This window comes from Micromonospora sp. A3M-1-15 (assembly GCF_024213425.1).
GTDB classification, from domain to species: Bacteria; Actinomycetota; Actinomycetes; order Mycobacteriales; family Micromonosporaceae; genus Micromonospora; species Micromonospora chersina.
This window is the reverse complement of sequence record NZ_JANAVK010000006.1, coordinates 1-17,417: the sequence shown is the minus strand read 5'-3', so window position 1 is coordinate 17,417 and position 17,417 is coordinate 1. Positions and strand designations below refer to the sequence as shown.

Sequence of the window (17,417 nt, the reverse complement as noted above, 5' to 3'; positions counted from 1 at the left end):
CGCCGACGATGATCGGCGGTAGGTTCGACGCACAGCGAACGAAGGAGGAACCGTGAGCCAGGAAGTCCGGGGAGTCGTGTCGCGGCGCAAGGGCGCGCCCGTGGAGGTCACCACCATCGTGGTGCCCGACCCGGGCCCGGGCGAGGTGGTGGTGCGCGTCCAGTCCTGCGGGGTGTGCCACACCGACCTGCACTACCGCGAGGGCGGTATCAACGACGACTACCCGTTCCTGCTCGGTCACGAGGCCGCCGGCATCGTGGAGCAGGTGGGGGACGGGGTCACCGACGTGGCCCCCGGCGACTTCGTGGTGCTCAACTGGCGGGCGGTCTGCGGGCAGTGCCGCGCCTGCCGGCGGGGCCGCCCCTGGTACTGCTTCAACACCCACAACGCCGCGCAGCGGATGACGCTTACCGACGGCACCGAGCTGGCCCCCGCCCTGGGCATCGGCGCGTTCGCCGAGAAGACCCTGGTGCACGCCGGCCAGTGCACCAAGGTCGACCCGTCCGCCCGGCCCGCCGCCGTCGGCCTGCTCGGCTGCGGGGTGATGGCCGGCCTCGGCGCGGCCATGAACACCGGCGGCGTGACCCGGGGCGACTCGGTGGCCGTGATCGGCTGCGGCGGCGTCGGCGACGCGGCGGTGGCGGGCGCGGCCCTGGCCGGGGCGACCACCATCATCGCCGTGGACACCGACTCCCGGAAGCTCGACTGGGCGCGGAAGTTCGGCGCCACGCACACCGTCAACGCCTCCGACGAGGACCCGGTCGAGGCGATCCGCGCCGCCACCGGAGGATTCGGCGCCGACGTGGTCATCGACGCGGTGGGCCGCCCGGAGACCTGGAAGCAGGCCTTCTACGCCCGCGACCTCGCCGGCACCGTCGTGCTGGTCGGCGTACCCACCCCGGAGATGCGGATCGAGCTGCCGTTGCTCGACGTCTTCGGCCGGGGCGGCGCCCTCAAGTCCAGCTGGTACGGCGACTGCCTGCCCAGCCGCGACTTCCCGATGCTCACCGAGCTGTACCGGCAGGGCCGCCTCGACCTCGACGCCTTCGTCACCGAGGAGATCGCGCTCGACCAGGTCGAGGAGGCGTTCACCCGGATGCACCACGGCGACGTGCTCCGGTCGGTGGTGGTCTTCCCGTGACCGCCCGCGTCGACCACGCCGTCACGTCCGGCACGTTCTCCCTCGACGGGCAGACCTTCGACGTCGACAACAACGTCTGGGTGGTCGGCGACGACGCCGAGTGCGTGGTCGTCGACGCCCCGCACGACGTCAACGCCATCCGCGCCGTGATCGGCGGCCGCCGGGTGGTCGCGATCCTGGCCACCCACGCCCACGACGACCACGTCCGGGTCGCGCCCGAGCTGGCCCGGGCCACCGGCGCGCCGGTGCTGCTGCACCCGGCCGACCGGGTGCTCTGGGATTTGGTCCACCCGGACACCCCGCCCGACGGCGACCTCACCGACGGGCAGGCCGTCGAGGTCGGCGGCACCACCCTGCGGGTGCTGCACACCCCCGGCCACAGCCCGGGGGCGTGCAGCCTGCACGCCCCCGACCTGGGCGCGGTCTTCACCGGGGACACCCTATTCGCCGGCGGTCCCGGCGCCACCGGCCGCTCCTTCAGCGACTTCGGCACGATCATCGAGTCGATCCGGACCCGGCTGCTCACCCTGCCGCCGCAGACCGTGGTCCACACCGGACACGGCGACGACACCACAATCGCCGCGGAGGCGCCCCACCTCGACGAGTGGATCGCGCGCGGGCACTGAGCCGACCACCCGGCCGGGCGTCGCCGGGCTCAGCGCTCGCCGTCGAGCACCGGCTTGACGTCGAGTACGGGGGTGCCGTCGACCGCCTCCAGGTCGGCCACCCGCAGCCGTACGCCGTCCACGTCGAGCACCCGCACCCGGTGCAACCCGATGGGGTTGGGCCGGTGCGGCGAGCGGGTGGCGAACACGCCGGTCTCCGGGCGGGACACGTCGCCGCGCGGGTGCACGGCGAGCACGTCCCGCCGGGCCCGGTCCAACCAGGTCAGCACCAGCACGTCCGCGCCGGGCCGCAGCCCGACCAGCGCCGGGGCGTACGCCGCGTCGAAGACCAGCCACGCCTCCGGCGCCCCCTCGTCGCCCTGCTTCGGCGCCGCCGCCGTATCGGTCAGCGGCGACTCGACCCGGCCGACCGCGCGCAGCGCCGGTTCCGTTCCCGTCATGGGGCCTCCCGCAGCATGTGCAGCCGGACCGTGGTGCCGGCCGCGGTGGTGTGCACCAGCACCAGGTCGCACAGGGCGTGCACGATGACCAGACCCCGCCCGCCGATGCCGTCGTGCGCCGGGGCGAGCCGGCCGGCGAGCGGGTCGGCCAGCCAGCCGTCGTCGTGGACCTCGCACACCAGGTGCCGGTCGGTGCACCACGCCTCGACGGTGCCGGCGCCGCCGGCGTGCGCCACGCTGTTCGTGGCCAACTCGGTGACCGCGATCTGCAGGTCGGCCACCCGGTCGGGGGCCAGCCCGGCGGCACCCGCCTGCTCGGCGACGAACCGCCGCACCCGCGGCAGCGTGTCCAGGTCGTAGCGCAGCACGGCGACCTGCTCGGCCGGGCTGGGCAGCGGCTTGTTGTGCCGTTCGGTGACCGCCGCGGGGGAGTAGCCGGCGATGCGCCGGCACCCGTCGCCGTCGACGAGCAGCGGGTGCGTGCAGCGGGCCTCGGCGAGCACCCCGGGCTCGAGCCGCCCCGCGTCGTACGGGCACAGGATGCTCGCCGCCCGGCCGGCGAAGGCCCAGTTGATCGCCGCCTCGTGCTGGGCGCAGGCCCGGTACTCCTCGGCGGTGCGGCCGGCCCAGATCGGCTCGCCGATGATCCGGACCCGCCGGTCGGGATGCCGGTCGGCGAACGCCTGGAGCACGCACGGGATGATCCGGCCGGGGTTGCGCCCCGCCTCGGTCATGTCGGCCCAGCCGACGGCGTCGCCGGCTGCGCCGAGCGCCGCGCGGATCAGCGCCAGCTGCGGCCCGGGCGTGGCCACCAGCACCGGGTCGCCCGCGGCGAGTCCCGCCCGGACGAACGGCACGGTGACCGCGAGCAGGCTCGCGGTGTCGGTGTAGAAGGCCAGCTCGTGACGGAACTCGGCCGCTGTCGGGCCGGCGGGCGCGCTCATGCCGGCTCCTCCGTGGGCACCCCGTCGAGCAGGTGCAGAAGCCGGTGCAGCGCCGGCCGGCACCCGACCAGCCGGATGCCCGCGCCGCTGGCCCGGTCCGCCCGGACCAGCGCGGTGGCGGCGCCCACGTCCGCGAAGCTCAGCTCGGAGACGTCCAGCACCGGCGGTCGTCCCGCCGCCCGCTGGTCCGCCGTCACGTGGTGCAGCACCGCGGTGAACGCCTCCCGGTTGCTCCGGTCCACCTGCCCCACCAGCCGCAACCCCGGCGGGTCCGTCGTCCGGTACGCCCGCAGCAGCGGCACCCAGGTCCGCGCGGTGCCCGGCCCGGCCGTGCCCGGATGGGCGGCCGCGACGGCGCGCATCCCGTCCGCCGGGAAGATCCGCCGGTCGTACAGGCACAGGCCGGCGACGCGGGCGTCCAGGAAGAGCGGGTTGAGCGCGGTCTCGTACCGGCGCAGGTCGTCCAGGGTGGTGCCGCTGCGCAGCACCCACGTCATGTCACCGCTCAGCCGGATCCCCGGGTAGCCCTCGTGCCGCGCGCGGTCCACCTCGCCGACGACTGTGGCGACCATGCTCTCCGGGGTGGGCCGGCCGCCGGTCGGGTAGACCTCCACGGCCGGCACGATACGCAGCTGGCCGGCCGCCACCGCGGCCTCCGTCGGCACGCCCACGGCGTCGACCCGGGCGCGCACCGCCTGCGGCGGCGAGGTCTCGGTGAAGCAGACGACCTTGTGACCGAGGCGCAGGCCGGCGGCGGCGAAGCGGCCGACGGCGTCGAGGGCGTCGCCTTCGTCGCCGTGCGTCCAACAGACGTGGTCACCAAGGTGAACCTGGTCGACCACGGTCGTAGCAGTCACGGTGCTGGCCTTCCCGGTCGGCGCGTCCCTCACTCTAGCGCCGGCCCGGGTGCCGACCGAACCGGCGGCGATCCGCTTGCCCGCGACAGCGTCGCGGGGTTAGCCTGGCGAACGACCCGGACGCCGGCGCACCGCGCCACCCGGAGTCACTCTCCCGAAAGCGGCAGCCCGCCCGGCGCACCACCCCGATCCGGCCGCCAGCACCCGTCCCACCGGCCCTGGCCCGAGCCTCGGCACGGACCGCGGCAGCGGTGGCCCGGTCGTCCGCTGCCCGGCGCCGCCCGCTCTCAGGTCCTTGACCGCCTGGCGCCGTGAGCCCTTGCGGACGGTGTTCCGTCGCCGTTGCCCTGGCGAGGCGGCAAGGTGGTCGGCCGCCGAGCCGTCGCCTCTGCCTCTGCGAGGCGCGAACCGTCCGGGCCGTCAGCCCGTCGCGGATCCCACGGGACGACCCGCTCGGGTCCCGAACCAACCCTCCCTCGTCCGTCCCGATCCGGGACCGGCACCTACCGAAAGGCACCCGATGAACGACACCTCCGCGCCCCTCCCGGTGAGCGGCATCGTCGACACGGTCGACGACCACGCGCTGCTGCGGGTGGACGGCTACCTGCCCTCCACCGCCGACGCGCACCTCACCGCCGGCCAGCTCCGCCGGTACGGCCTGCGCCGCGGCGACCTCGTCACCGGCGCGGTCGCCACGGCACCCCGCAAGGGCCGGCACGCCCCGCTCATCCGGGTCGACACCGTGAACGGGACCACCCCCGAGCAGGCGCGCCACCGCCCGGACTTCCACCGGCTGACGCCGGTCCACCCGTACCAGCGGCTGCGGCTGGAGACCGAGCCGCACATCCTGACCACCCGGGTCATCGACCTGGTGATGCCGATCGGCAAGGGCCAGCGGGCGCTGATCGTCTCGCCGCCGAAGGCGGGTAAGACGATGGTGCTGCAGGCGATCGCGAACGCGATCACCCGCAACAACCCGGAGTGCCACCTGATGGTGGTGCTGGTGGACGAGCGGCCGGAAGAGGTCACCGACATGCAGCGGTCGGTGAAGGGCGAGGTCATCGCGGCCACGTTCGACCGTCCGCCGCAGGACCACACCACGGTGGCGGAGCTGGCGATCGAGCGGGCGAAGCGCCTGGTCGAGCTGGGCCACGACGTGGTCGTGCTGCTCGACTCGCTGACCCGGCTCGGCCGCGCCTACAACCTGACCGTCCGCTCGGCCGGCCGCACCCTCTCCGGCGGCATCGACGTGGCCGCGCTCACCCCGCCCAAGCAACTGCTCGCCGCCGCCCGGTCGATCGAGGAGGGCGGCTCGCTGACCGTCATCGCCTCGGCCCTGGTGGAGACCGGTTCCGCCGCCGACGGCCTCATCTTCGAGGAGTTCAAGAGCACCGGCAACGCCGAGCTGAGACTGGACCGGTCGCTGGCCGACCGGCGTACCTTTCCCGCCGTCGACGTGCGCGCCTCCGGCACCCGCCGGGAGGAGCTGCTGCTCACCGACGTCGAGCGGGACCGCCTGCGGGCACTGCGTTCCGCGCTGTCCACGCTGGACCGGCAGGCGGCCCTGGACCAGCTGCTCCGCCAGCTCACCACCACCGGCGGCAACGCGCACTTCCTCGCCCGTCTCGGCGCCGCCGCACGCGGCTAGGATCATGATCCATGGACGATCCCCGGGCCGACGGGCCGCCGACCGTACGCCAGCTGCGCCTCGTCGTCGAGGCCGAGGACTACGACGCCGCGGTCGCCTTCTTCCGCGACGCGCTGGGCCTGCCCGAGCAGGCGGCGTACTCGGGCGGCGACGGCGCCCGGGTGGTGATCCTGGAGGCGGGGCGGGCCACGCTGGAGCTGGCGAACCCCGCGCAGAAGCGGATGATCGACGAGGTGGAGGTCGGCCGCCAGGTCGCGCCCCGGCTGCGGGTGGCGTTCGAGGTGGACGACAGCCGGGCGGCTACCGAGCGCCTCGTCGCGGCGGGCGCCACCGAGGTCGCCCCGCCGACGGTCACCCCGTGGCAGTCGCTCAACGCCCGCCTCGACGGCCCGGCGGGCCTGCACCTCACCGTGTTCCAGGAGTTGCGCGGCCAGGAGGAGCGGGAGGCCCTGGACGGCTTCGGCACCGGCGCCTGAAATCCGCGTGGCGCGCCCCCGGCGGCCCCGGCGATACTCGGGCCCGTGCCCGACGTGATGTTGACCCCCGCCCAGGCCGCCGCCCTCCGGTACGTCCGCGACGCCGCCCTCCGGGACCGGCCGGCGGCGCTCGCCGTCATCGACGGACACCTCGCCGGCTCCGGTGCCGCGTACCGGGCGGAGGAGATCGTGGCCGCGGTGGCCGCGCACGGCCGGCTCACCCTCAACTTCCACCCCGACCGGCTGCTGCGCGACGGCCGGACGGTGGCCGAGGCGCTCGACCAGGAGGGCGTCTACCGCAGCCAGTTCGAGACGGGCATCTCCAGCGGCGGCCTGACCGCGTTCCCCGGCGGCGACCGGGACCGCTGGGAGGAGGCGCTGTTCGGCGGGGCGTACCAGCGGCCGGGCGTGCCGCACACGGAGCGCCCGAAGTACGGCGGCCTCAACCTGCTCGACCACCCGGACGGCGCCTGCCCCCGGTTCGGCTCCTGCCACCTGCGGCTGCGCCCCGCGGCGCTCGCGCGGGCCACCTTCTGCTTCGGCGACAGCCACACCGAGCCGAAGGACCTCGGCACGATGACGGTGTTCGAGCCGGTGCTCGCGGCGCTGCTGGCGGCCACCGCCGAGACCGGGGTCAGCCTGGGCGTGGCCGGCATGGACACCGGCACCCTCCTGCGGACGCTGCTGCGCCGGCGCGAGCGCGCGTCCGAGGCGGCCGGGCGGGCGCTGGACGACTACATCGAGGCGCAGGTGCACGGTGAGGTGAACCTGGCCCGGGACGTGGAGGCGGTGGTGGTCGACCCCTCGTTCCGGGACACCGCGGAGGGGCGGATCCTCGCCGGGCTCGCCCGGCGGCACGGTTTCGCGCTGTCCTGGCACACCGGGTTCGAACTGCCGGTCGACGGTGTCGACGGCGAGTTCCGGGGGCCGGCCATCCCGCCGCTCGCCGCCCGGGTCCACGCCGAGTTCGCGCGACCGGGGGAGCCGGTGCACGCCGCGCTGATCGGCCGGGCCGCCGCCTCGGTGGTACGCGAGCCGCAGCGCTGGGCCGACCGGGGCCCGACCGAGGTGACCCTCCAGCACCTGAAGCAGCTCTGGCACGTCCTGGTCCGGTTCGGCGTCCCGACGGCCGGCTAGCCCGGTTTACCGCCTGCCCGTACGCCTCGTCCCGGCCGTCCCGATTACCGCGTGACCTGGGCCGCAGCTCCTGCTGGACCCAGGCATATCCGGAATGCCCGACAGGCCGAAGCTGGTTGTGTCCCCCGTACCGCCGGAACGCAAACCCGTACCGGCGAGTAGTTCCCCCGAGGGGCGCTCACCCGGGAGCGCGTCGTAACGATCGAAAGGGCAACCATCGTGAAGCAGCACTTCACTCGATGGCTCCCCGCCATCGCGAAGACCGCCGTCGTGCAGACCGCCGTCGCGAAGGCCGCCACCGCGAGGACCGCCATCGCCACCAGCCCGAACCGTCGCACCGCGCTGACTCTCGCGGGCGTGGCCTGCCTGGGCGGGCTGGCGTTCGGCCCCACCGCCGTCGCCGCTCCGTTGACGGGTGGCCCGCACGCCGGCGCTCTGGCCGCCATCGACCTGGCCACCGGCAAGAAGCCCGGCACCGAGACGGTGAAGCCCGCCCAGACCACCGGCAGTGACAAGGTCCCCACCAAGGCCGACCGGCCCAAGCGGGAGCAGCTCATCCCGCGCGGTGTCGAGGGCGCCCAGTCGCGCATCCCGCTCGACAACGCCCAGCTCGACAACGCCAAGGCCATCGTGAAGGCGGCCAAGGAGACCGGCGTGGGTGAGCGGGGCGCCGTGATCGGCGTCGCCACCTCGCTCCAGGAGTCGAAGCTGTACAACCTCGGCCACCTCGGCGACTACAACGACCACGACTCGGAGGGCCTGTTCCAGCAGCGCCCGTCGTCCGGTTGGGGTACGTCCGAGGAGGTCACGAACCCGGACTACGCCAGCAAGGCGTTCTTCAACGCGCTGAAGAACGTCGGCGGCTGGCACGAGCTGCCGCTGACCGCCGCGGCGCAGACGGTCCAGGTGTCCGCCTTCCCGTACGCGTACGCGCAGTGGGAGGAGCAGGCCGCGGACATCGTCCAGCAGCTCTGGTGACACACCCGCGAACTCGGCCGGCCCCGCCAGGGGCCGGCCGTTTTCCGTCCGCACCCCGCCCGCCACTCCGCCGAAAAGTCTGAGGCGTATGTCCGGTTCCCGGCCCCCGCGTCGGCTGCGTGGCGTGTCCGTTTCCGGGGTGACCGGCCGCACTCTGACGGCGGAATGGCCGGCGGGCGGGGGTCGTTGTATCCCCGTGAACGACCGAGGAGGACGGCCCGCCGACGCGGGTGTCCCCGGCCCGGAATGTTGGTGGGCCGCCGGTCGTTGTACATGGTCCCGGCGCTGCGAAGAGGCTTTGCCCCGCACGCCGGATGATCCCCCCAAGACTTTGTTGAGCGCCTGACGGTGCTTGCGCACCGCCGACCCCCATCGGCGTGGTGCGCCAACCCCCGAATGGAGCTTTCCCCCATGAACACGATGCTGCGTAAGAGCGTGCTCGGTATTGCTGGTCTGGCCTTCACCGGTGGCATCTTCGCCGGTCCGGTCGCCGCCCACGCTGCTGAGCCGGTGCACAGCACGAAGCCGGTCGCGGTGAGCGTGCAGGGTGACAAGCTGATCCCGCACGGTGTGCAGGGCGCGCAGTCGAAGATCGATCTGAACGACGAGCAGACCGCGAACGCCAAGGCGATCATCGCCGCGACGAAGAAGGCCGGTCTGCCGGAGCGGGCGGCGGTGATCTCGATCGCCACGTCGCTGCAGGAGTCGAAGCTGGAGAACCTGGGCCACCTCGGCGACAAGAATGACCACGACTCGCTGGGTCTGTTCCAGCAGCGCCCGTCCTCGGGTTGGGGCACGCCGGAGCAGATCACCGACCCCGAGTACTCCACCCTGGCGTTCCTGAAGGGTCTGAAGCAGGTTGACGGCTGGCAGGACATGCCGCTGACCGAGGCCGCCCAGACCGTGCAGGTCTCGGCCTACCCGGACGCGTACGCGCAGTGGGAGCAGCAGGCCGCCGACATCGTCGCCCACAACTGGAACAGCTGACATCACGACACGAAGGCCGGCACCCCGAACGGGTGCCGGCCTTCGGCGTCTCTACCCACAGCGAAGGGCCACGGCGGGGTGTCAGGAGGAACGATGTCCGGCCACGACGTCGACCAGCGCCGCCACCAGGGCCAGCGCGATGATCCCCACCGCCAGCAGGAGCGAGTGCCGGTAGGCGACGGAGAAGTCACCCCCGCTGCCGGCCAGCGAGGAGAAGAACAGCGCACCGACCCCGGCGATGCCGGCCGCCGAGCCGATCCGCTGCCCGGTCTGCAGCATGCCGGCCCCGCTGCCAGCCTGCGGCACCGGAACCTCGGACAGGGTCAGCGTCTGGTTCGGCGCGATGACCAGGCCGCTGCCCAGCCCGGCGAGCAGGAACGGCACGGCGGTCAGCAGCGGCACCGAGCGGTGCGGCGAGTCCCGCAGCACCCACACGGTGGCGAGCAGGCCGAGCACCACGACCAGCAGGCCGGCGGCGACCAGCGGCCGGCCGTACCGGGTGACGACCCGGCCGCCCAGCGCCGAGGCGGCCGCCGAGCCGAGCGCGAACGGGGTGATGGCCAGGCCGGCGGCGAGCGCGCTGTAGCCGAGCCCGACCTGGATGTAGAGCGTGAAGATGAAGAAGATGGCGGTGAACCCGGCGAAGTAGACCAGGCCGATCAGCGAGCCCAGGGTGTACGAGCGCAGCCGGAACAGCCGCAGGTCGAACAGCGGCGGCCGGTGCCGCGCGTACCACCGTTCCCAGAACGCGAAGCCGGCCAGGAAGAGCAGGCCGACGGGGATGAGCGCCCACTTGCCGGCGCCGCGCCACTGGTCGCGCTGCACCAGCGGCAGCAGCACCAGGGTCACCCCGAGGCCGAGCAGCAGCACCCCGACGGGGTCCAGCCGGTGCCGGTCTGGTTGGCCGGCCGGGCGGGCCGGGATGAGCCGCCAGCCGAGCACCACGGCGAGGATGCCGACCGGGATGTTCACGAAGAAGACCCACCGCCAGCCGTGCTGCTCCCCGCCGAGTTCGATGAGCAGCCCGCCGAGCAGCGGGCCGACCGCGGTGGAGATGCCGATGGTGGCGCCGAGCAGGCCGAACGCCCGGCCCCGGTCGGCGCCCTGGAACAACTGCTGGATCATGCCGCTGACCTGGGGGTTGACGATGCCGGCGGCGGCGCCCTGGACGAGCCGGGCGGCGATCAGCCATTCCGGCGAGCGGGCCAGCCCGGCCAGCGCGCTGGTCACGGTGAACAGTGCCACCCCGACCACGAAGGCGGTACGCCTGCCGCGCGCGTCGCCGAACCGCCCGGCGGGCACCAGCACCAGACCGAAGGTGAGCGCGTACCCGGACAGCACCCATTGCAGGTCGCTGGGCGTGGCGTGGATCGCGCGGTCGATCGACGGCACGGCGACGTTGACGATGCTGACGTCCAGCAGGGTCATGAACGCCGCGACCAGGCCGACGCTGAGCGCCTTCCAGCGGCGCCGGTTCTCGGACCCGGCGGTGTCCACCGGCGTCGACGACCGGTCCGTGCTCATCGTGCCCCCCGAAGACCGTCGATCACGCATCACCGATCGCTACCCGGCCCCCAATGGGGCAAACGACGATGTCACGCCACCTGGCGTGCGCACCACCGTGGTCCGAAGTCGAGCCCGGACATCGGGGAGTCCTCCCGGTGCAGCAGCCCCCGCTCGGTGAGCAGGTGCAGCGGCTCGCTGAGCTCCTCCTCGGTCATGCCGGTCTCCTGGGCGATCAGGTCCGGGTAGGGGACGTGTCCCCGCACCTCCAGCGCGGTCACCGCCTGGTACACCCGTTCCTCGACCGCAGACAGCTGTACCTGCCGCATCGCTTCCCTCCTCGGCGTGGACCGCCCGACCGGCGGGCGGCCTGCGCCCGGCGGTTACCCGGGCGACGTCCGATGATGCCCACCCGATCGGGGGGTCGCCCGCGGCGCGTGCCGGGCGGGCCGAGGGCACGGTGCCCTAGGCTGCACCCGTGATCATCTGGGACCTCGTCGTCGTCGGTGGCGGTCCGGCCGGCCTCTCCGCCGCGCACGCGGCGGCCCGGGCCGGTGCGCGCACCCTGGTGGTCGAGCGGGCCACCCATCCCCGGTACAAGACCTGCGGCGGCGGGCTGATCGGCACCTCGCTGGCCGAAATCGCCGATCGGATCGAGGTGCCGGCGCACGACCGGGTCGACCGGATCACGTTCACCCGGGACGGGCGACGCGGCTTCACCCGCCGGCACTCCGCACCGCTGGTGGCCATGGTCCGCCGGGAGGAGTTCGACGACCGGCTGCGTGCCGCCGCGGTCGCCGCCGGGGCCGTGGTCCGCGAGGGCGTCGCCGTCCGCGCCGTCGAGCAGGACCCCGACGAGGTACGCCTGCGGCTGGCCGACGGCGACACGGTACGTGCCCGCGCGGTGATCGGCGCCGACGGCTCCTCCGGTGTGACGGCCCGGCACGTCGGGGTGACCTGGCGGCAGGTCGACCTGGGGCTGGAGCTGGAGCTGCCGGTCCCGCCCGCCGAGCAGGACCGCTGGCGGGGGCGGGTGCTCCTCGACTGGGGCCCGGTGCCCGGCTCGTACGCCTGGGTCTTCCCGAAGGGTGACCGGCTCACCGTCGGGGTCATCGCGGCCCGGGGCGAGGGCGAGCGGACCCGCGCCTACCTGCGCGACTTCGTGGCCCGGCTGGGCCTGTCCGGGGTCACCCCGGAGCACGACTCGGGGCACCTGACCCGGTGCCGGGCGGAGGACTCGCCGCTGCGCCGCGGGCGGGTGCTGGTCGCCGGCGACGCGGCGGGCCTGCTGGAGCCGTGGAGCCGGGAGGGCATCAGCTTCGCCCTGCGGTCGGGGCGGCTGGCCGGGGAGGCGGTGGCCGGCGGCGACCTGGACGCCTACGACCGGGAGGTCCGCCTGCGGCTGGTGCCGGAGATGCGGGCGGGGCACCGGCTGCTGGAGGTCTTCGCGCGGCGGCCCGAGGTGTTCCACGCGCTGCTGGCCACCCCGCCCGGCTGGCGGATGTTCGTCCGCTTCTGCCAGGGGCTGGCCAGCTTCGAGCGGACCCTCGCCCGCCGCCCGGTGCGGGCCGGCCTGGCGCTGCTGGACCGGCTGCCGGCGCGACGGCCGACCGCCAGCGCCCGGTCCGGCGGGGACCCGCGGTAGTCAGGGCACGATGACGGCGCGGCCGTGGATCTCCCCGCGGCGCAGCAACTCGTACGCCTCCGGCGCCTCGGTCAGCGGGAACGTCTGCACGTCGGCCTGGAGCTGCCCGGACCGGGCCAGGGCGATCACCTCCTGGAGTTCCGCCCGGGTGCCCCAGAACGGCACCTGGACGGCGGTCTCCAGCGGCACGGTCGGTGGCTCGTCGGCGACCGGCCGGACGGGCAGGGTCCCGCCGGCCAGGCCGACCAGCAGCACCTGACCGCCGGTGGCGACCACCTGCCGGGCCGTGGTGACGGTGGGGTCGGCGCCGACGAAGTCGAGCACCACGTCCGCGCCGTCGGGCGGCGGGCCCACCAGCGCCCGGATCCGGTCCACGCCGTCCGGCCCGGCCTGCACCACGTCGTGCGCGCCCAACCGGCTGGCCAGGTCGAGGGCCGCGACACTGGTGTCCACCGCGATGATCCGTACCGCGGTGGTGGCGACGAGGATCTGCACGGCCATGTGGCCCAGCCCGCCGATCCCGATCACCACGCACGAGGTGCCCGGACGCAGCCGGTCCCGGGCCAGCTCGACGGCGTGGTACGGGGTCAACCCGGCGTCGGTGAGCGGCGCCGCCTGGGTCAGGTCCATCTCCCCGACGTGCAGCAGCCGGGACGCCGGCACCACGACGTGTTCGGCCAGCCCGCCGTCGCGGCTGAGCCCGATCCCGCCGACCGGCACCACCCGACAGGCGTTCTCGGCGCCCCGCAGGCAGGCCCGGCAGCGGCCGCAACCGATGATCCCGTAGACCGCCGCCCGGTCGCCGGCGGACCAGCCGGTGACGCCGGGCCCGAGCTGGTCGACGGTGCCGGCGATCTCGTGCCCGAGGGTCATCGGCACCGGGAAGACCCCGGCCGGGGCGTCGAGGATGTGCAGGTCGGAGTGGCAGGCGCCGACCGCGCCGACGCGCAGCAGCACCTCGCCCGGTCCGGCGGTCGGGGTGGGCACCTCCACCTGCTCCAGCACCCCCGGGGCGGTCATCCGGATCGCGCGCATGGTCGTCCTCCACCTCGTCGCCGGACGGGTCGTCGCGGCGGCTTACCCGCGCCGGGTCGGTTGATGCGGCGGGTGGCCGGGCGGGCGCACAATGCGGGTCATGAGCGAACCGCGCGAGTCGTTCACCGACGAGGAGTACGCCTTCCTTCGGCACGTCCGCTTCGGCGAACTGCCGCCCGGGGTGCGACCCGAGGAGCGGGTGGAGTCGACCGAGAGCGAGACCGAGCCGCGGCGGGACCGGCCCGACCCCACGGGCGGGCAGCACGAGTGGGACCTGCGCGCCGGCGGCTGACCGGCCCGGAGACGCCGACGGGCCCCGGGTGCGAACACCCGGGGCCCGTCGGTGGTACGGATCAGAAGACCGGCACGCCGTCGCGGACCAGCTTCCAGTTGTCGACGAAGAAGTCGCCCGGCCGGATCTCGCCCTTGGCCTGCGCCCAGTCGATCAACAGCTGACGGATCTCCTGCTGCTGGTTGTAGACCTGGGTCTTCACGATGCCCGGGAAATTGCCGCCACCGCTGCGCCGGTAGTTGTTGACCGCCATGACGAACTGGGCGTCGGCGGGGACCGGGGTGTCGGTGCCCGGCAGGACCAGGCGGGTGATCCGCTGACCGACCGGCTTGGCGATGTCGATGTCGTACTCGAGCCCCGAGATGGCGTCGTAGTTGTAGTCCGGCACGTTCGGGTCGTTGATGTTCGCCAGGTCGATGGTGTCCCCGGCCGCCCAGGTCTTGAAGTACTTCGCCGAGTACTCCAGGTACGCCTTCACCTCGGCGCCGGTCATGACGACCGCCTCGAGGGTGTTGTCGAAGAGGTACAGCCCGGCGACGTCGCGGATCCGCACGTCACCGGCCGGGAAGACGGCGGTCCGGCTGAACGGCGACGCCTGCGACAGCACCGGCAGGCCCGCGTACGCGGTGCCGGCCAGCGCCTGGGTGACCACCTCGGCCTGGACGTGGTTGATGAAGTCCAGGATCGGGGTGTCCTTGTACCGCGACTCGACGGTCGACAGCTCCTCGGTGGACTGCGCCACGACCTGGTTGACGTACCCGACGGTCGTGTCGTGCTGGCCGCGCACGGCCGCGAGCACCGCCGGGTCCTCGACCACGGTGTTGGTGTTCAGCGTGGTGGCCGACTTGGCGACCACCTGCCACCGGCCCTTGACCTTGGTGACGGTGAAGTCCATCCGGGTCAGCCGCTGGCCCCACTTGGACGGCTCGGAGGTGAGGACCTGCGCGCCGGTGGCCTTGTTGGTGACGAACTTCTGCGCCACCTCGTTGTGGGCGTGGCCGAAGAGGATGGCGTCGATGCCCGGTACTTGCTCGGCGATCAGCGCCACCGGGTTCTCGTTCGGCAGCTCCGGCCCGTAGCTGGAGGTGCCGCTGTCGCCGCCGTGGGCGGAGATGATGACCAGGTCGGCGCCGCGGTCCCGCATCACCGGCACCCACTTGGCGGCGGTCGCCACCATGTCGGCGAAGACCAGCCGGCCCTCGACGTTGCCCTTGTCCCAGATGGCCACGCCCGGGTTGGTCAGGCCGAGGATGCCGACCTTCAGGGTGGGGGAGTCGTACCCGCCGAGCGCGACCTCCTTGATCACGTACGGCAGGAAGGCCGGCTTGCCGGTCTTCTCGTTGATCGCGTTCGCGGCCAGGGCCGGGAAACCGAGCTGGCCGATCCAGGTGGCGAGCAGCGGCAGGCCGTAGTTGAACTCGTGGTTGCCCAGCGTGACGGCGTCGTACTTCAGCACGTTCATGGCGTTGGCCATCGGGTGCGTCGCGCCGGTCTCGGTGATCGGCTCCTGCTTGGCGTAGTACGTGGCCAGCGGGGTGCCCTGGATGGTGTCACCGGCGTCCAGCACCAGGGTCGCCTTGCCCTTGCGCTCCGCGCGGATCTGGTTGACCAGGGTGGCCAGCTTCGCGACGCCGACGTCGTTGTGCTTGCTGTCGTCGAACTCGGCGTCGCGGTAGTAGTCCCAGTTGTAGACGTTGCCGTGGGTGTCCGAGGTGCCCAGGACGGTGAGGTCCCAGGTCTTCGACGGCTTCGACGCGGCCTCGGCGGGAGCGCCGGCGATCAGGGGGGCGGTCGCGGCGGCGGCCGCGACGGCCAGCACCTGGCGGCGCGAGGCGCCGGAGGAGGTGGTCATGAGGTGCCCTTCCATGGGGGTGGACGCGCCTCGTGGGCGCCGCTGCGCACCATAACCACCGACTGTCACAGACGCCACATCGCCCCGAGGTATCTCACACCACCAGCGCCGCGGGCCACCGGCGCGTAACACCGCCGTGTCCGGTCCCGGTCCGGGGGTAGGGCGGCAGGGGAGCGCGACCACGGTACGAGGGGGACCCGGTGAGCGAGGACCAGTGCACCCAGCAGGACTCCACCCGCCAGGCCGCGCCCGTGGTCAGCGCGGCCAGGCGGCCATCCGGCGGCGGACCTCGGCGACCTGACCGGGGTCCAGGCCGTAGCGGGCGAACCGGCGGTCCGGCACCCGGTCCAGGTAGCGGCCCGCCGCCCGGACGTCGTCGGCGTCCAGCGCCGGGTCCACCTGCCGGGCCAGCTCCAGCAGCTCGCTCACCGCGTACCGGTCCAGCGCGGCCGACACGTCGATGTAGTCGCGGACCTCCCGGCGGTTGACCAGCGCGGCCGTCTTGTTGGCGATCAGGTCCCGCACGTCCATCACCGGGCCCAGGTCCATCACGACCGGGCTGCGGTAGCGGTCGAGCCGGGCCAGGCTGAGCCGGATCTGCCGGCCGTCCCGGCTCACCACGAAGTCCCGTAGGTCCCGGTCGTAGCCGTCGAAGAGCTCACCCAGCTCGCTGTCCGGATCGGCGTCGACCACCCGGTAGCCGGCGCGTTCCAGGGCGGCCCGCACCCCGGCCGCCGCCGCGGCGGCGGCGCCCTCCACGTCGGCGAAGAGGTCCACGTCCTCGGTCGGGCGGGTGACCAGGCCGTGCACCGCCCAGGCCACCCCGCCGCCGAGCACGAACCGGTGCGGGCCGGCGGCCGTGAGGGCCACCCGGGCCACCTCCCGGTAGAAGTCGTGCAGATGGGTCACGCGGTGCGCAGGCCCCGGTGCCGGCTCTCCCACGCCAGGCGTACGCCCCGGGGCAGGTTCAACAGCGGCCACACCCGGCGCAGCGTCCCCCCGTCGATCAGCTCGCGGAGGTCCTCGACCCGGCTGGTCTCGCGCAGCACGTTCTCGTACATCCAGAGCAGGTCGTCGGGGTCGGCCAGGTCGAAGGCGCGCTCGCTGCTCCACATCAGGCGCACCGGCAGCTCGACGATGCCCCGGGTGGGGCCGGTCAGCTCGCCCAGGGTGCGCGCCACCACGGCGGGTCGCCCGGGCCGGGCGAGGTACGCGGTGCTGGTGGCCGACATGGTGTCAGGGTAACCCCTGTCCCACCTTTTCCCCTCGTCCTGACCTCGCACGGACCGCCGATCCGACCACCGGTCTGGGGTCGGCTGGGCGGCATGTCCGTTTCGAGGGGTGGCCGGCCGCACTCTGGCGGCGGAATGGCCAGCGGGTGGGGGTCGTTGTATCCACGTGAACGACCGAGGAAGGCGCCCCCGCCAGGCGGGTGGCCGGCCCCGGAATGTTGGTGGGCCGCCGGTCGTTGTACATGGTCCCGGCGCGACGAAGAGGCTCCCCGGCCCCGCGCCGATGATCCCCCGAAGACTTCCTGAGCGCCTGACGGTGCTTGCGCACGCCCGACCCCCATCGGCGTGGTGCGCCAACCCCCGAATGGAGCTTCCCATGAACACGACGCTGCGTAAGAGCGTGCTGGGTATTGCTGGTCTGGCTTTCGCCGGTGGTCTGGCCGCCGGTCCGCTGAACCACCACGAGGCGGCGCCGGTGACGGGGCTGTCCGAGGCGGCGGTGGTGCAGGCCGACAAGCCGGACACCGCGAAGCTGATCCCGCACGGTGTGCAGGGCGCGCAGTCGAAGATCGACCTGAACGACGAGCAGACCGCCAACGCCAAGGCGATCATCGCCGCCACGAA

At 73.7% G+C, this 17,417-nt stretch carries 17 protein-coding genes and 2 pseudogenes; 10 read left to right on the top strand and 9 right to left on the bottom strand.

Features of this window, described 5'->3' with window-relative positions; translation table 11 throughout:
* Positions 1 to 52 precede the first annotated feature (52 nt).
* Both NLX85_RS26370 and NLX85_RS26365 read left to right on the top strand, forming a co-directional pair.
* Entirely contained in the window at positions 53 to 1,141 is a 1,089-nt protein-coding gene (locus NLX85_RS26370; protein WP_254339509.1) for an S-(hydroxymethyl)mycothiol dehydrogenase, read from the top strand.
* Positions 1,138 to 1,767 carry an MBL fold metallo-hydrolase gene (locus NLX85_RS26365; RefSeq protein WP_254339507.1) on the top strand — a complete coding sequence of 210 codons (630 nt, stop codon included), beginning with the start codon at positions 1,138 to 1,140 and terminating at the stop codon, positions 1,765 to 1,767. The genes NLX85_RS26370 and NLX85_RS26365 overlap by 4 nt, the downstream gene beginning before the upstream one ends.
* Before the next feature lie 29 nt (positions 1,768 to 1,796).
* Here the strand turns inward: NLX85_RS26365 and tsaA are convergent, their stop codons facing one another.
* Genes tsaA through NLX85_RS33555 form a run of 3 tightly spaced genes read right to left on the bottom strand, consistent with a single transcriptional unit; the run spans position 1,797 to position 4,008 of the window.
* Complete coding sequence (gene tsaA / locus NLX85_RS26360) at positions 1,797 to 2,207, bottom strand: tRNA (N6-threonylcarbamoyladenosine(37)-N6)-methyltransferase TrmO (RefSeq protein ID WP_254339505.1); 411 nt, start codon at positions 2,205 to 2,207, stop codon at positions 1,797 to 1,799.
* A complete protein-coding gene (locus tag NLX85_RS26355; RefSeq protein ID WP_254339503.1) occupies positions 2,204 to 3,151 on the bottom strand; it encodes a sensor histidine kinase in 948 nt (315 codons plus the stop codon). The genes tsaA and NLX85_RS26355 overlap by 4 nt, the downstream gene beginning before the upstream one ends.
* Positions 3,148 to 4,008, bottom strand: coding sequence for an MEDS domain-containing protein (locus NLX85_RS33555; RefSeq protein ID WP_254339501.1), 861 nt, complete (start codon positions 4,006 to 4,008; stop codon positions 3,148 to 3,150). The genes NLX85_RS26355 and NLX85_RS33555 overlap by 4 nt, the downstream gene beginning before the upstream one ends.
* A gap of 541 nt (positions 4,009 to 4,549) precedes the next feature.
* On the opposite strand from NLX85_RS33555, the pseudogene rho reads away from it, so the two are divergent.
* From rho to NLX85_RS26325, 5 genes and pseudogenes are all read left to right on the top strand, one after another.
* Positions 4,550 to 5,656: pseudogene (gene rho, locus NLX85_RS26345) on the top strand (transcription termination factor Rho); the annotation flags it as partial.
* 11 nt (positions 5,657 to 5,667) lie between these two features.
* Positions 5,668 to 6,132, top strand: a complete 465-nt coding sequence (locus tag NLX85_RS26340) for a VOC family protein (RefSeq protein WP_254339499.1) — start codon at positions 5,668 to 5,670, stop codon at positions 6,130 to 6,132.
* 57 nt (positions 6,133 to 6,189) lie between these two features.
* The gene (locus NLX85_RS26335) at positions 6,190 to 7,269 is read left to right on the top strand and encodes a DUF3626 domain-containing protein (RefSeq protein WP_254340292.1); all 1,080 of its coding nucleotides are present in this window, start codon (positions 6,190 to 6,192) and stop codon (positions 7,267 to 7,269) included.
* A 219-nt stretch (positions 7,270 to 7,488) separates the two neighbouring features.
* On the top strand, positions 7,489 to 8,247 hold the full coding sequence (locus tag NLX85_RS26330) for a hypothetical protein (protein WP_254339497.1): 759 nt from the start codon (positions 7,489 to 7,491) through the stop codon (positions 8,245 to 8,247).
* 411 nt (positions 8,248 to 8,658) lie between these two features.
* A complete protein-coding gene (locus tag NLX85_RS26325; RefSeq protein ID WP_254339495.1) occupies positions 8,659 to 9,234 on the top strand; it encodes a hypothetical protein in 576 nt (191 codons plus the stop codon).
* Between the two features lie 81 nt (positions 9,235 to 9,315).
* On the opposite strand, the gene NLX85_RS26320 is transcribed toward NLX85_RS26325, so the two are convergent.
* Both NLX85_RS26320 and NLX85_RS26315 read right to left on the bottom strand, forming a co-directional pair.
* Positions 9,316 to 10,758: an MFS transporter gene (locus tag NLX85_RS26320; RefSeq protein ID WP_254339493.1), complete on the bottom strand. Its 1,443-nt coding sequence runs from the start codon at positions 10,756 to 10,758 to the stop codon at positions 9,316 to 9,318.
* Between the two features lie 71 nt (positions 10,759 to 10,829).
* On the bottom strand, positions 10,830 to 11,066 hold the full coding sequence (locus NLX85_RS26315) for a hypothetical protein (RefSeq protein WP_254339490.1): 237 nt from the start codon (positions 11,064 to 11,066) through the stop codon (positions 10,830 to 10,832).
* A 149-nt stretch (positions 11,067 to 11,215) separates the two neighbouring features.
* Here NLX85_RS26315 and NLX85_RS26310 point away from each other — a divergent pair, with 149 nt between their 5' ends.
* Entirely contained in the window at positions 11,216 to 12,382 is a 1,167-nt protein-coding gene (locus tag NLX85_RS26310; RefSeq protein ID WP_254339488.1) for a geranylgeranyl reductase family protein, read from the top strand.
* Here NLX85_RS26310 and NLX85_RS26305 read toward each other — a convergent pair whose 3' ends face one another.
* Positions 12,383 to 13,417, bottom strand: coding sequence for an NAD(P)-dependent alcohol dehydrogenase (locus tag NLX85_RS26305; RefSeq protein WP_254339482.1), 1,035 nt, complete (start codon positions 13,415 to 13,417; stop codon positions 12,383 to 12,385).
* A 100-nt stretch (positions 13,418 to 13,517) separates the two neighbouring features.
* On the opposite strand from NLX85_RS26305, the gene NLX85_RS26300 reads away from it, so the two are divergent.
* On the top strand, positions 13,518 to 13,709 hold the full coding sequence (locus tag NLX85_RS26300) for a hypothetical protein (RefSeq protein ID WP_212835723.1): 192 nt from the start codon (positions 13,518 to 13,520) through the stop codon (positions 13,707 to 13,709).
* A 61-nt stretch (positions 13,710 to 13,770) separates the two neighbouring features.
* Here NLX85_RS26300 and NLX85_RS26295 read toward each other — a convergent pair whose 3' ends face one another.
* The 3 genes from NLX85_RS26295 to NLX85_RS26285 form a co-directional block, all read right to left on the bottom strand.
* Entirely contained in the window at positions 13,771 to 15,561 is a 1,791-nt protein-coding gene (locus tag NLX85_RS26295) for a bifunctional UDP-sugar hydrolase/5'-nucleotidase (protein ID WP_254339481.1), read from the bottom strand.
* 255 nt (positions 15,562 to 15,816) lie between these two features.
* Complete coding sequence (locus NLX85_RS26290) at positions 15,817 to 16,470, bottom strand: nucleotidyl transferase AbiEii/AbiGii toxin family protein (RefSeq protein WP_254339480.1); 654 nt, start codon at positions 16,468 to 16,470, stop codon at positions 15,817 to 15,819.
* Positions 16,467 to 16,793, bottom strand: coding sequence for a hypothetical protein (locus tag NLX85_RS26285; RefSeq protein ID WP_091258112.1), 327 nt, complete (start codon positions 16,791 to 16,793; stop codon positions 16,467 to 16,469). Before NLX85_RS26285 ends, NLX85_RS26290 begins: the two co-directional genes overlap by 4 nt.
* Positions 16,794 to 17,169: 376 nt before the next feature.
* Here NLX85_RS26285 and NLX85_RS26280 point away from each other — a divergent pair.
* A pseudogene (locus tag NLX85_RS26280) lies at positions 17,170 to 17,417 on the top strand (hypothetical protein); the annotation flags it as partial.

What these genes read in the sequence shown, in the direction of transcription:
- tsaA (WP_254339505.1), bottom strand. Translation starts at nt 2,207, where the DNA reads ATGACGGGAACGGAACCGGCGCTGCGCGCGGTCGGCCGGGTCGAGTCG.
- NLX85_RS26355 (WP_254339503.1), bottom strand. Translation starts at nt 3,151, where the DNA reads ATGAGCGCGCCCGCCGGCCCGACAGCGGCCGAGTTCCGTCACGAGCTG.
- NLX85_RS26340 (WP_254339499.1), top strand. Translation starts at nt 5,668, where the DNA reads ATGGACGATCCCCGGGCCGACGGGCCGCCGACCGTACGCCAGCTGCGC.
- NLX85_RS26335 (WP_254340292.1), top strand. Translation starts at nt 6,190, where the DNA reads ATGTTGACCCCCGCCCAGGCCGCCGCCCTCCGGTACGTCCGCGACGCC.
- NLX85_RS26325 (WP_254339495.1), top strand. Translation starts at nt 8,659, where the DNA reads ATGAACACGATGCTGCGTAAGAGCGTGCTCGGTATTGCTGGTCTGGCC.
- NLX85_RS26320 (WP_254339493.1), bottom strand. Translation starts at nt 10,758, where the DNA reads ATGAGCACGGACCGGTCGTCGACGCCGGTGGACACCGCCGGGTCCGAG.
- NLX85_RS26315 (WP_254339490.1), bottom strand. Translation starts at nt 11,066, where the DNA reads ATGCGGCAGGTACAGCTGTCTGCGGTCGAGGAACGGGTGTACCAGGCG.
- NLX85_RS26305 (WP_254339482.1), bottom strand. Translation starts at nt 13,417, where the DNA reads ATGCGCGCGATCCGGATGACCGCCCCGGGGGTGCTGGAGCAGGTGGAG.
- NLX85_RS26300 (WP_212835723.1), top strand. Translation starts at nt 13,518, where the DNA reads ATGAGCGAACCGCGCGAGTCGTTCACCGACGAGGAGTACGCCTTCCTT.
- NLX85_RS26295 (WP_254339481.1), bottom strand. Translation starts at nt 15,561, where the DNA reads ATGACCACCTCCTCCGGCGCCTCGCGCCGCCAGGTGCTGGCCGTCGCG.
- NLX85_RS26285 (WP_091258112.1), bottom strand. Translation starts at nt 16,793, where the DNA reads ATGTCGGCCACCAGCACCGCGTACCTCGCCCGGCCCGGGCGACCCGCC.